We start from the raw sequence: 13528 nt of genomic DNA, 5'->3' as shown, positions 1-13528 counted from the left end.
TAATAATATTGAGATAGGGATCATCACGTGATTGCGACTAAATCCGTAAAACCCGCTTTGCAGCTTGCCTATGTCAAACTCATGATGGATGTGATTGGCCGAGGTCTGGTCATGGCAAGTCAGGTGGATGAAGAAATCAAACAGGAAGTTGCTCATTTTCCGGTGAATTTCAGCCTTTCCATGAAGGTCTTTCCGCATGGCCCGGCTTTTGTGGCGCGGGTCACCGAGGACAAACAGCTGGAACTGGTCAAAAATCTGGAAAAGGCACCGGACTTAACCATTACTTTCAAGCATCTGCACCATGCCTTTCTGGTGTTTTCTTTTCAGGAAAGTACCTCACAAGCCTTTGCCCATGACCGTATGATTGCTGATGGCGATATTTCCAATGCCATTCGTCTGGTACGCTGCCTGAATAAAATGGAAGCACTGATTTTGCCGAAAATGGTGGCACAACTGGCAGTGAAAGAATATCCAAGAAATTTGAGCCTAAAAGAAAAACTAAGCGAAGCGAGCAGCATTTACCTGAAAATCGCTCAATCCTATTTGAAACGGAGTGTATAACATGGCTAAACCTTATTATGAATTTTTCTGTCCGGTCAAAGTGATTGCCGGTCATGCCGCGTTAGAACATATTCCGTTTGAGCTTGCGACTTTGGGGGCAAAACGTCCGCTGATCATTACCGACAAAGGTGTGCGTGCCAACAATCTGCTGGCACCGATTGAAGCTGCATTTGAAATGGCGGATGCTGCAATTGTAGCGATTTTTGATGACGTACCACCCGACTCTAGCTTGGGTACAGTACGCAGTGCAGCAAAGCTGTATCGCGAAAATCACTGTGATGCGATCATTGCTGTGGGGGGTGGTTCAGTCATTGATACCTCGAAGGCAACCAATATTCTGGTCTCTGAAGGTGGCGATGACCTGCTGAAATATTCAGGTGCTCACAACCTGCCTAAACCGCTGAAACCGTTCTTCGTGATTCCAACCACGTCTGGTACGGGTTCAGAAGTGACTATGGTCGCTGTCGTGTCGGACACTGAAAAAAACGTTAAAATGCCATTCGCCTCTTATTATCTGATGCCGCATGCTGCGATTCTGGATCCCCGCATGACCCAGACCTTGCCGCCGCATTTAACCGCCATGACCGCAATGGATGCTATGACCCATGCGGTTGAGGCTTATACCTGTATGGCAGCCAATCCAATTTCGGATGCTTATGCCACCGCTGCAGTCAAAAAGATCAGTACTCATCTATTTAATGTGCTGGACAACCCTTCCGATGCACAAGGCCGTCTGGAACTGGCACAGGCATCGACCATGGCGGGAATTGCATTTTCCAACTCGATGGTCGGCATTGTACATTCATTGGGGCACTCATTGGGTGCAGTGGTACACCTGCCGCATGGTTTATGCATGAACTTATTCCTGCCTTATGTGCTGGAATACAACAAAGAGGTCAATGGCGATAAAATCGCAGATCTGCTCCTGCCTTTGGCGGGTGCCGATATTTATGCACAAACGCCAGCGCATCTACGTGCTGACAAAACCATTGCGACGATTCTGACCATGCGTGACCGGATTTACAGTCTCACCAAATTACCACGCACATTACGTGAAACCGGTAAGATTTCTGAAGCCCAGCTCGATGAAGTGGCAGAGAAAGCCCTGAATGATGGTTCCATCATTTATAACCCGAAAGAAGCCACCCTGGAAGATTTAAAATCTATCTTAAAAAAGGCTTGGTAATTACTGAAAAATAAGCCAATATAGCCGAAATTCTAGCCTGATGTTTTTTTAAACATCAGGCTTTTATCTTGCATAAGAAAAAATTCGATTTCTTTTTTTGAATGGCACATTTTATGCAGGACAAAAGTCAAAAAAATAGCTAGCAAAAGCCGTTCTTTTCAAGTAGATTGGCGGACTTTTATAGAAAACTGTAGGGGGGATCGTTCGTCTCAAACGATCCTTATAAATATGACTGATCCTTGATCAACGATTAAGAGGATAACGCCGTTGACTAATATCTCTGGGACTCAATCGGCAGCTAAACTGCAAAAAACGCTGGGACTCTGGCACATCATTATTATTGGTTTAGCTTATATTCAACCCATGACCTTGTTTGATACATTTGGTCTGGTATCTGAAGAAAGTAACTTCCACGTTCCTACCTCTTACATTTTTGCACTGATTGCAATTTTGTTAACCTCCTTGAGCTATGGTCATATGATTCGTCGCTACCCTTCTTCGGGTTCGGCCTATACCTATGCGCAAAAATCCATCCACCCGAACGTAGGTTTCATGGTGGGTTGGTCATCCTTGCTGGATTACCTGTTATCGCCAATGGTCAATATCATTCTGGCGGTGATTTATCTGGAAGCACTTTTCCCAGACATGAACCATTGGGTTTGGGTTATTGGTTTAACTGCCTTTATGACCGCGATTAACCTTCGTGGTGCGAGATTTGTTGCCAACTTCAACAGTATGATTGTATTCGTACAATTGGGCGTCATTGCATACTTCACCTGGATGGTTTACCAACTTCTGGAAGGTGGCGTAAACGCAGATGGCACCTTGGTCGATGCAAAGTATCAACTGTGGAGTCTAGAGCCATTCTGGAATGAGTTTACTTCTGTTGCTGCCCTGATTACCGGTGCAACCTTACTGTGCTTCTCATTCACAGGTTTTGACTCTTTGAGTTCTCTTGCTGAAGAAACCAAAGATACTGAGAAAACCTTACCTAAAGCGATTTTCTTGACCGCATTATTGGCAGGTATCATCTTCATCATCAGCACTTACTTCATGCAGATCTTCTTCCCGAATGATCCAAAAACTTACTTTCAAGATATTGCTGCAACACAGCCGGATATTTTACAAGCTGTAGGTGGCGTGGCGTTTAAGACAGTCGTACTTTACTTCGCAATTGTGACAGTCATGGCTTCTGGTATTTCAGCACATGCGGGTGTATCTCGTCTGATGTACGTAATGGGTCGTGATGGCGTGATCAACAAGAAGATCTTCGGTCATATTAGCCCGAAAAACTACACACCTTCATACAACATCCTAATCGCTGGTGCAGTGGCTTTAACTGCTGGCTTTATGGATCTTGATTTTGTCGTGTCGTTGATCAGCTTTGGTGCCTTAACTGCATTCAGTTTCGTTAACTTGTCGGTGATTTCACGTTATGCATTACGTGATGGTCGTACCAAGAGTGCTAAAGAGATCATGAACTTTGTCGTTGTTCCTTTACTTGGCTTCATTTCAGTATTTGCATTGTGGCTAGAAGTCGATGAAGCTTCGCTTAAATACGGTCTGATCTGGGCATTTGGCGGTATCTTGTACTTAGGTTATAAAACCAAAGGCTTCAAACACCCTGCTCCTCAGCACAATGAATTCGACGATAAATAATATCGTTCTAATTCAAATAAAAAAGGCGCTTAATGCGCCTTTTTTATGTCTGTCATGTTTTGATTTCACTAATGCAGATAGCAATCAAAACCCATCTGGGTATTGACTCGATTATTTTCATAACCCAGTTTTTCAATAAACAGACTGCGATTAGACAATAACTTTTGCTCTTCCGGACCTACACGGGCTTTATTCTTGACGGCCAGTTGATACATTTCATCCACGACATCCTGAAAAATATCACAGACTTCCTTACGCTTGGCTGGCTTTAATTTACGCCCCCGCCAAGTCCATTGAAAATCATCTGAATCCAAGCTCTGCCCCCATTTTTCAATACGCGCATCTAAGCATTTTTGCATGTTGAGCAAACCCTGCTGTATTTCTGCCTGAGTAATGGGCTGAACTTCCTTTGCTGCCGGTGTGGCGGCACTACCCTCTTCCGCACTCACGGAAGCAGCAATAGTTCCAAGGCAACATGCGATGACAATTTTTAATAGAGGCTTCAAAGCCGCACCTTTTGTTATATTTGATGAAGTTATAAATTCAAGCACACAATGAAGTGAAAAGCAGTTTATCTATTTGTTACACAAAATAAAAAAGCCACCCAAAGGCAGCTTTTAGAATTATCACAAATTTCAGCTTAAAGCGTTTTGAAACCCTGCTGACGCCAAGCTTCATACACGATCACTGCAGTGGCATTCGACAGGTTCAAACTTCGGGAGTTTTCTGCCATCGGCAAACGAATCCAGTGCTTTTGCGGGAACATCATACGAACATGTTCAGGCAGACCACGTGTTTCCGGACCCATTAACAAGGCAACAGGACGGTTTAAATCCGAAGTATGCGGTGTTTCAGAACCTTTGGTGGTCAATGGATAGATTGCATCTAGACCAATGCCCTTGCTTGCCAGATCGGCCAGACAATCTTTGATATTTTCCCAAATCTGCATATTGGCATATTCGTGATAATCAAGGCCGGCACGTTTCAGCTTTTTGTCATCCAGTTCAAAACCCAGCGGCTTGACCAGATGCAACTGTGCTCCGGTATTGGCACACAGACGAATGATATTGCCTGTATTTGCAGGAATTTCAGGCTCATATAAAACAACGTGGATCACAGCTTACTCACTCAATATATTTAATTCAGACACGACATTCGTCTTGCGCTCGGGCGAAGCATTGCTTCGCTTATCCTCTTACTTCAGGCACAGCCTTCGTCTTGCGCTCGGGCGAAGCATTGCTTCGCTTATCCTCGCTCATGCCATTGCAATTTTTCACGTAAGCGTACGACTTCACCAATAATGGTCAAAGTCGGTGCCTGAATCTGATGTTCGGATACCTTCGATGCAATATCGGCAAGAGTTCCTACTACAACTTTCTGTTCAGGCGTCGTACCTTTAGAAACCAAGGCCACCGGCATGTCGGCTCGTTGACCATGAGCGATTAATTCTGCACAGATTTTCTCCAGCCCTACCAGCCCCATATAAAGCACTAAGGTCTGGTTTTCATAGACCAACTCACTCCAAGGCAATTCTGGCGAACCTTCTTTTAAGTGACCGGTCAGAAAACGCACACTTTGCGCATAATCACGATGGGTTAATGGAATACCGGCATAGGCAGAACAACCTGAAGCTGCGGTAATACCTGGAACCACTTGAAAAGTGACACCTGCCGCAAAAAGCTCTTCAATCTCTTCACCGCCACGCCCGAAGATAAATGGATCACCGCCTTTCAGACGACAAACCCGCTTTCCTTCACTGGCATATTTCACCAATAAGGCATTAATCCCATCTTGCGGAACTGCATGATTGGAGCGTGCCTTACCGACATAGATTTTTTCCGCATCACGACGACATAGCTCCATAATTGGCGCTGAAACCAGTCGGTCGTAAATCACCACATCGGCTTGCTGCATCAAACGTAAGGCTTTTAAGGTCAACAGTTCTGGATCACCAGGACCCGCACCGACCAAGTAGACCTCTCCTTTCGGCTTTTGCCATTCTTGTAAGGCTTGCTCGATCAAGCGATCTGCTTCCGCGATATTGTCGTTAAATACCTGTTCTTTTAGCGGACTGGCATATAAGTCTTCCCAAAAAATACGGCGTTCATCTGGATTGACAATTTTAGCCTTAACCGCACTGCGCCATTTTCCTGAAAACTCAGCTAGCTTGCCCATGCCATGCGGAATAGTCGTTTCCAGTTGGGTACGAATCTGTCGTGATAATACCGGCGAGGTACCATTCGATGCCACCGAAATCACCAAAGGCGAGCGATCAATAATTGCAGGAACCATAAACCGGCAATGCGGTGGATCATCAACGCTATTGACCAGAACATTTTCCGCTTCACACAGTTCAAAGACCTGACGATTGGTCTCTGCATCATCAGTTGCCGCAATCACCAGTCGATATTGGCGTAATGCAACTTCAGGATGAAAAGCTGCCTGCACATATTGCCCTTGGCTATTTTGCACAATTCGTAGCAGACTCTTTTCAATTTCAGGTGCAATCACATGAATGACTGCACCTGCTTTTTGAAGTAAAAGTGCTTTACGGTATGCAATATGTCCACCACCGACAATCAGACAAGGTTGCTGTTGCAACTTTAACGAGATTGGAAAAATATCCACGAACTACCTCAAAATTTTAAATCTGACTGTCTATGCAATTTTCATGCACATTTAGGGATGCTGAGATCGACAATTAGTCGATATAAGTCGCACCACCCATATATGGACGTAATACTTCAGGAATCTCAATCGAGCCATCGGCGCGCTGATAGTTTTCCATCACTGCAAGTAAAGTACGACCCACGGCCAGACCTGAACCATTCAAGGTATGCACAAATTCAGTTTTCTTCTGATCAGCACGGTAACGCGCTTTCATACGACGCGCCTGGAAATCACCCATGTTTGAACAAGATGAAATTTCACGGTAAGTATTTTGGCTTGGTACCCAAACTTCCAAGTCATAAGTCTTGGTCGCACCAAAGCCCATATCACCACCGCAGAGTAAAATTTTACGATATGGAAGTCCGAGTGCTTGCAAGATACCTTCAGCATGGCCAGTCAATTCTTCAAGCACTTGCATCGAAGTTTCAGGCTTCACAATTTGAACCATTTCGACTTTGTCGAATTGGTGCTGACGGATCAAACCGCGGGTATCACGGCCATAAGAACCTGCTTCACTACGGAAACATGGCGTATGCGCTGCATATTTCAGTGGCAGACGGTCTGCATCAATAATTTCATCACGTACGAAATTCGTCACTGGCACTTCAGCAGTCGGAATCAGATAAAACTCTTTTTCGCCCTGCAGCTTAAACAAATCTTCTTCAAATTTAGGCAGCTGACCTGTACCGCGCAATGAATCTGCATTGACCAGATAAGGCACATAGGCTTCGGTATAGCCATTTTGGTCTGTGTGTGTATTCAGCATGAACTGGGTAATAGCTCGCTGTAAACGCGCCAATGGACCTTTCAATACACTGAAACGTGAACCGGTTAATTTGGTCGCGGTTTCAAATTCCAGACCGCCCATCATTTCGCCCAGATCCGTATGGTCTTTGATTTCGAAATCAAATTCACGCGGTGTACCCCATTTCAGGATTTCCACGTTATCGCTTTCGTCTTTACCTTCAGGCACAGCTTCATCTGGCAAGTTTGGAATAGAGAGTAATTTTTCTTCAAGCTCAGCTTGCAGTCCAGCTAGTGCTGCTTCAGCTGCTTTGATTTCATCACCAATCGCAGACATGCGTGTCATGATTTCAGATGCATCACCGCCTGCTTTTTTGATTTGACCGACTTGTTTGGCACCGGCATTACGTTCAGCTTGCAGTGTTTCTGTCTTGGACTGAATCTCTTTACGGCGTGCTTCTAGGGATGCCCACTCTTCAACATTGAGTTGAACACCACGTTTTGCCAAGGCTACATTTACAGCCTCAATATTATTTCTGAGTAATTTCGGGTCGATCATAATCAATCTTTGCAGAAGAAAAAAACTGGCTATAGTGTAAGCTCTTAACATTAAAAAATACAGTGACCAAGACCATGGCTGCGTCCTATTAGCACAATATTTAGGAAGCCTCTTAATGCAAAATAGCTAAATATTCAGGGCGAATCACTTCATTTAAATCCGCATAGGACAATTTTAATTCAGGCATTCCTACTGCTATCGGAGCTAACTCGCCTGCCGGATACACCATCACCAGACCTGTTGTATCAAAATAATAGTTATCACTCAATTTTAACTGCTGTTGTTGAATGTTCTTTGTATTCAGCCATTGAGTATTGGCCTGATACATTGCATTCAGCAATTTCTGTTCACCGCCATTTAGCATTAGTTGAGAGAGGGTCAAACGCTTTCTCTGCTTTAGGTCAAAATTGATATATTCCACATGTTTCAGAGAAGCATTTTTATTCCTTGCCAGATTGGAACTTTTTAAGGCAAAGGTCGCCAGATAAGCACGCTGACCAATAAATTCCACCTTGATAAAGCGCTGATCCAGATAATGCGGCTCATCGGCTTTTTTAGGATTTTTCTGGGTAACTTTAGTGAATGCAACAGGTTCGGTATGCTGAATGCGCTCAATAAAATATTGATTAATCCAGTCAATATTACTGTCCACCGTTTGTAGATCGAAGCGTACACAACCTTCTATTTCACATACCACTTTGGCTGCCCCTTTCACAGGAACGGTCTTGGCTTCAATCTGCACAATCCGATCTGTTTGCGCAAGCGTTGCCACTGAGCTCGATTGAGGCTGACAACCCATCACACTAATAGTAGTGATCAATAAGACAGCGTAGATTCCAGCTGTTCTAAATAGATTAATCTTCATTCTGAGCTCCCAAAATTTTGCAATTTCATTGACTCGACTTTTATTTATTCTAAGATGCTCTCGTGTTTAGATATAGCTGAACCTTGTAGTCTGTCCAAAACAATCCTGATGATCGGCAATAAAAAAGCAACCTCGAAAGGTTGCTTTTTTAGTTGGTTCATATTGATGCTTATTGATCAATGATGTCCGTACCTTTTGGTGGAGTAAAGTTAAAGGTAGAGGATGGAATACTGCTATTTACTTTTACATTGCTGAATTTGATATTGGTGGTTTGTCCCAATGAATCCTGCAAGATCATCAAGCTTGGTGCTTTGTTCGCGCCAAAGCTAATGGTCAGGCTTTCAAACACACCATCGGTATTTTTAGGATACAGCGTGTAATAGGTTTTGCCTTTATTGGGCTGAGTCACCCGGTAAGACTGCATAATCTGACTGGTGTTTCCTGACAGCAATAACGCCGGCGTATTGGCAACTTGCTCATCTAAGCTTTGACGAACGGCTTGCTGCAAGTCCGGATCATAAATCCATACGGTTTTACCCGTGGTTGCAATTACTTGCTTCGACGGTGCGGTCGTTTCCCAATAGAATTTACCCGGACGCGCGACTTTCATCACCCCTTTAAAGGTTTGATTCATATGTTGTGCAGTCAAACCTTTTTTCTGGGTCGCTCTCGGATTGGTCACCTTGGTGCTTTGTTCAAAATTTGCAGTCATGCTACGCACATGATTGAGCTGTTTGACCAGACTGGCTGTTGCCTGTTGCTCCGAAGCTGCCACAGGTGCAGCAAACACGGTTGTACTCATCACCGGTGCTAAAGCCACTGCACCCAGAGCCATAGCACAGACGGTTTTACGAAGCATATTCATAATTTCACCCTTATATTTTGCGTGATCGCAATTTATTTGATAGCTCATCTTAAACGAAAATTAAAAGCTAAAATGATAGAAAATAAGAACTTTTGTATTGTTATTAATTCGAAACCGGTTTTTTTGTTCATCATCATGAAGATTTCAGGACAATTTTTACATTATGGAATGTCGCTTGATGTGCCTATTAATTTTCAGGCATAAAAAAACCCACAAAAATTGTGGGCTTTTTTCTATCTCAGCGGATTACGCGTCAACAGATACGTAGCGACGGCCAAATTGACCTTTCACTTCGAATTTTACTACGCCATCAGCAGTAGCAAATAATGTATGGTCACGACCCATACCAACGTTTTGACCAGCGTGGAATTCAGTACCACGTTGACGAACGATGATGTTACCTGCAGTTACAGTTTGACCACCGTAAACTTTAACACCTAACATCTTAGGATTCGAATCACGACCGTTCTTAGTCGAACCACCGGCTTTTTTAGTTGCCATGTCTATTTACTCCTCGTAATTAGCCTGAAATAGCTGTAATTTTCAACTCAGTGAACCATTGACGGTGACCTTGTTGTTTACGGTAGTGTTTACGACGACGCATTTTGATGATGCGGATTTTGTCGTGACGACCATGGCTAACTACTTCAGCAGTTACAGTAGCACCAGCAACAACTGGAGCACCGATTTGAATGCTTTCACCGTTAACAAGCATCAATACGTCATCAAACGTAATAGTCGCGCCAGTTTCAGCTTTCAATAATTCTACTTTAAGGGTTTCACCCTCAACTACACGGTGCTGTTTACCACCGCTTTGGATTACTGCGTACATAATGTACTCCAAACAAGCCCGTGTCGTCGTGCCGATAAAGGAATATATCGAACTTAAGACGTACGCCACTGGGGGGATATCTAAGGGCGAGGATTTTAAGGGATATTCAAAAAAACAACAAGCCATTTTACTGAAATAATAATGAGCAGGATGCGCTAATTATTTAACTATTAAATAATTTCTATCAAATCAAATACTCAAGATATATTCAGCAACAAAATAATACAGCAGAAATCCGGCCAGTTTGATTAATATACTCAGCCTGACAAATAGGGCGACGCCCCTGACCTTTCCTGACTTTTTATGGCTCGAAATATGGATCGAATCTACATAAGATCTATAAAAAGCTGATTTTTAGTGGAGTTTATGCATTTCTTAGGTTTCACTCATGTTATAAATTGTTAAACTACGACCTGCGATTTACCAGACTAGAGGTTTTCTTTCACATGACCATCGACTTTAAGCAAGACATTCTCGCTCCTGTTGCTAACGACTTTGCTGCGATGGACACATTCATTAATGAAGGAATTACCTCAAAAGTTGCATTAGTGATGGCCGTCAGCAAACACGTGGTGGAAGCGGGTGGCAAACGTATGCGCCCAATTATGTGTCTTTTGGCCGCCAAGGCGTGTGGTGCTGAAAATTTAGAACCGCACCGTAAACTGGCTGCAATCATTGAAATGCTGCATACCGCAACACTGGTGCATGATGATGTAGTAGATGAATCAGGTCTGCGTCGCGGCCGCCCGACGGCCAATGCTACCTGGAATAACCAGACTGCGGTTTTGGTGGGTGACTTTCTGATTTCACGTGCTTTTGATTTGCTGGTCGATTTGAACAACATGGTGTTGCTCAAAGATTTTTCGACCGGTACCTGTGAAATTGCTGAAGGTGAAGTGCTGCAACTACAATCCCAGCATCAACCGGAAACCACTGAAGCGACTTATTTGAATATTATTCATGGCAAGACCTCGCGCCTGTTTGAACTGGCCACCGAAGGTGCTGCTATTTTGTCGGATAAAGACGAATTCCGTCAGCCGTTAAAAACCTTTGCCGGACATTTCGGCAATGCTTTCCAGATTATTGATGACATTTTAGATTACACCTCCGACGCGGACACGCTCGGCAAAAATATCGGTGATGATCTCATGGAAGGTAAACCGACTCTGCCATTGATTGCAGCACTGAAAAACACCACTGGTGAGCAGCATGAAATTATCCGTCGCAGTATTGCGACTGGCGGTACGGAACATCTGGAACAGGTCATTCAAATTGTTAATGAATCTGGTGCGCTGGATTATTGCCGTCAACGTGCCACAGAAGAAACTGAAATTGCAATTGATGCCTTGCAGGCATTACCTGACTCCGAATATCGTCAGGCCCTGATTAACCTGGCCAAACTGGCCCTACACCGAATTCAGTAACTTTTAAACTCGCCTATGCATATTAATTTTCTAGATCTTTTCCAAAACATGCAGCACCAGCTTGAACAACCTCGGGCGGTGCTAGATGAAAATCTTCTGATTGAATTGGTTGAAAGAATCAGACCTGAAGACAGCAGAAATACCGAAGAGATCGAAGCGAAATTCAATGCATTTATCCGGGCTTTATTACTCACCCCGAATGCGGTTGCAACGCTTCAAACCTTTACCCTGCGGATCATTAACCGCTATAAACAGACCGGTCTGTTTTCCGATACTGGTATTTTGTCTCTGGATGGATTCTGGAACCAGCTAAACCAGCGCCTTGGCGCGCATGTCTTGCCGCTGATTCCCGACCATCAGCAACTCCAGGAATTATTCCGCAAGGTTTTTTATCAGCGTACCGATAAATACTGGCTGGATTATTTTGATGAAGATGACTGGCAACGTTTATTTGCAGTCCTGAATCAGGGACATTCCAATCAGCCTGAAAAAACCCGGATTAAAGACCAGCTGATCAAGGCACTGACCATTTTGTCTTACCGGATCAGTGGTATTGGTCTACACCCTGAATTTATTAATGCCCAGCCTGAGCTGATGGAATACGAATCTCCCTTTCTGGTGCAGAATCGTGAGATTAACGAGTTTATTCAGGAATATAAAAAGCGCTATAACACAGTCACCCTAGTCGATTCGATTACCCCACCCGATGCGTCACAAGCGCTGGTGATGCTGGAACAATGTCATGATGTCGTGGCCAAGATTCGCCGTTCTACCAAGCGGACTGGTGTCAGTGTCAGCCTGACCTATATGCTGGCACTGCTAGAACAGTGTCTGGAACGGGTCGAAATTCTGCTCAATATGGTGATGGATGACGATGATCTGCGTTATCAATCTATTGGTCTGTTTATCGCGGATATTACTGAAGCAATTTATAGTGAACGCAGTGTTCGGGCCCTGCTGGCCACCAATAGTGAACTTTTGGCTTTACAGGTAACTGAAAATGCCAGCAAGACCGGTGAGCATTATGTGAGTACCGACAAGCAAGGCTTTCTGGCCATGTACAAATCGGCTGCAGGTGCTGGTGCCATCATCGCGACGATGGCCACCTTAAAAATTCTGATGACACGCCTCACCATGGCCCCCTTGATGCAGGCCTTTAGCTATAGCATGAACTATTCACTAGGCTTTATGCTGATTCATGTCCTGCATTTTACCGTAGCGACCAAACAGCCGGCGATGACTGCTGCTGCACTGGCTGCTACCGTACAGCAGCGTAAAGGCTCGAAAATGGCTCAGATTGCCGAGCTGGCCGCGTTGATTGTAAATATTATCCGTACCCAGTTTGTCGCCATTCTGGGCAATATTTCGATTGCGATTCCAGTAGCAGCATTGATTACCCTGCTGTGGGATTTTGCGCTGCATGAACCTTTAATGAATCATGCCAAGGCTGCCAAAACCCTGCATGACCTGAATCCGTTTACTTCGTTGGCAATTCCGCATGCAGCGATTGCCGGAGTATGTTTGTTCCTGTCCGGATTATTGGCCGGTTATTTTGACAATATGGCTGTTTACCGCAAGGTCGGCCCGCGCCTGAAAGCCCATGTGCGTTTATCGCAGCTGATGGGGCAAGAGCGTCTTTACCGTTTTGCTGATTATATCGAACGTAATATGGGTGCACTGGCGGGTAATTTTATTTTCGGAATCATGCTCGGCAGTATGGGCACGATTGGTTTTATTCTCGGTCTGCCGCTGGATATTCGCCATATCGCCTTTGCCTCTGCCAACTTTATTCAGGGTCTTATTACGATCAATGGTCCCGATATCGGCTTGATCGTGGTGTCTTTTCTGGGTGTGTTACTCATTGGCCTGACCAACTTGTTTGTCAGTTTCACTCTGACAATTATTGTAGCCTTACGCGCGCGCCGGGTGCGTTTTGAACAATGGAAACCTTTGGCAAAACTGGTCATGACTCACTTCCTGACCCGACCTAGTGATTTCTTCTGGCCACCCAAGCAAAGCATTGAAATTGACGAAAATCATACATCGACAAAAACTCAAAACTGAGATAATTACAGTATATTTAGCAACAAATTCCTTACGAAAAAAATGGAATTCGCATAAAATACGCACACTTGAAAAAAAGTGTACTGACAAGTACACTTT

At 44.2% G+C, this 13528-nt stretch carries 13 protein-coding genes; 5 read left to right on the top strand and 8 right to left on the bottom strand.

Annotated features, from left to right (window positions below; genetic code table 11):
* Nucleotides 1–27 precede the first annotated feature (27 nt).
* From WAK81_RS09685 to WAK81_RS09675, 3 genes are all read left to right on the top strand, one after another.
* On the top strand, nucleotides 28–561 hold the full coding sequence (locus WAK81_RS09685; protein ID WP_422196644.1) for a hypothetical protein: 534 nt from the start codon (nucleotides 28–30) through the stop codon (nucleotides 559–561).
* A gap of 1 nt (nucleotide 562) precedes the next feature.
* Nucleotides 563–1747 (top strand): iron-containing alcohol dehydrogenase, encoded by a 1185-nt coding sequence (locus WAK81_RS09680; protein ID WP_004280629.1) that lies wholly within the window; start codon nucleotides 563–565, stop codon nucleotides 1745–1747.
* Between the two features lie 267 nt (nucleotides 1748–2014).
* A complete protein-coding gene (locus tag WAK81_RS09675) occupies nucleotides 2015–3406 on the top strand; it encodes an APC family permease (protein ID WP_422196643.1) in 1392 nt (463 codons plus the stop codon).
* 68 nt (nucleotides 3407–3474) lie between these two features.
* Here the strand turns inward: WAK81_RS09675 and WAK81_RS09670 are convergent, their stop codons facing one another.
* From WAK81_RS09670 to rplU, 8 genes are all read right to left on the bottom strand, one after another.
* Nucleotides 3475–3957 carry a hypothetical protein gene (locus WAK81_RS09670; RefSeq protein WP_422196642.1) on the bottom strand — a complete coding sequence of 161 codons (483 nt, stop codon included), beginning with the start codon at nucleotides 3955–3957 and terminating at the stop codon, nucleotides 3475–3477.
* 89 nt (nucleotides 3958–4046) lie between these two features.
* The gene (locus WAK81_RS09665) at nucleotides 4047–4523 is read right to left on the bottom strand and encodes a tRNA (cytidine(34)-2'-O)-methyltransferase (protein ID WP_005265896.1); all 477 of its coding nucleotides are present in this window, start codon (nucleotides 4521–4523) and stop codon (nucleotides 4047–4049) included.
* A gap of 128 nt (nucleotides 4524–4651) precedes the next feature.
* A complete protein-coding gene (gene cysG / locus WAK81_RS09660; RefSeq protein WP_422196641.1) occupies nucleotides 4652–6034 on the bottom strand; it encodes a siroheme synthase CysG in 1383 nt (460 codons plus the stop codon).
* A gap of 73 nt (nucleotides 6035–6107) precedes the next feature.
* Nucleotides 6108–7379: a serine--tRNA ligase gene (gene serS, locus WAK81_RS09655; protein WP_422196640.1), complete on the bottom strand. Its 1272-nt coding sequence runs from the start codon at nucleotides 7377–7379 to the stop codon at nucleotides 6108–6110.
* A 112-nt stretch (nucleotides 7380–7491) separates the two neighbouring features.
* A complete protein-coding gene (locus WAK81_RS09650; RefSeq protein ID WP_422196639.1) occupies nucleotides 7492–8244 on the bottom strand; it encodes an RsiV family protein in 753 nt (250 codons plus the stop codon).
* A gap of 169 nt (nucleotides 8245–8413) precedes the next feature.
* Nucleotides 8414–9109, bottom strand: a complete 696-nt coding sequence (gene lolA / locus WAK81_RS09645; protein ID WP_422196638.1) for an outer membrane lipoprotein chaperone LolA — start codon at nucleotides 9107–9109, stop codon at nucleotides 8414–8416.
* Nucleotides 9110–9355: 246 nt separating this feature from the next.
* On the bottom strand, nucleotides 9356–9610 hold the full coding sequence (gene rpmA / locus WAK81_RS09640; RefSeq protein ID WP_004280639.1) for a 50S ribosomal protein L27: 255 nt from the start codon (nucleotides 9608–9610) through the stop codon (nucleotides 9356–9358).
* Nucleotides 9611–9629: 19 nt separating this feature from the next.
* Nucleotides 9630–9941, bottom strand: coding sequence for a 50S ribosomal protein L21 (gene rplU, locus WAK81_RS09635; protein WP_004280640.1), 312 nt, complete (start codon nucleotides 9939–9941; stop codon nucleotides 9630–9632).
* A 446-nt stretch (nucleotides 9942–10387) separates the two neighbouring features.
* Between rplU and sdsA the strand changes: the two genes are divergently transcribed.
* Nucleotides 10388–11365 (top strand): All-trans-nonaprenyl-diphosphate synthase, encoded by a 978-nt coding sequence (gene sdsA / locus WAK81_RS09630; RefSeq protein WP_004280641.1) that lies wholly within the window; start codon nucleotides 10388–10390, stop codon nucleotides 11363–11365.
* Between the two features lie 15 nt (nucleotides 11366–11380).
* A complete protein-coding gene (locus WAK81_RS09625; RefSeq protein ID WP_422196637.1) occupies nucleotides 11381–13429 on the top strand; it encodes a site-specific recombinase in 2049 nt (682 codons plus the stop codon).
* The last annotated feature ends 99 nt before the right edge of the window (nucleotides 13430–13528 follow it).

Source organism: Acinetobacter sp., from assembly GCF_049284435.1.
Lineage (GTDB): Bacteria > Pseudomonadota > Gammaproteobacteria > Pseudomonadales > Moraxellaceae > Acinetobacter.
The sequence above is the reverse complement of the archived record's forward strand: the minus strand, read 5'-3'. Positions and strand labels throughout refer to the sequence as shown.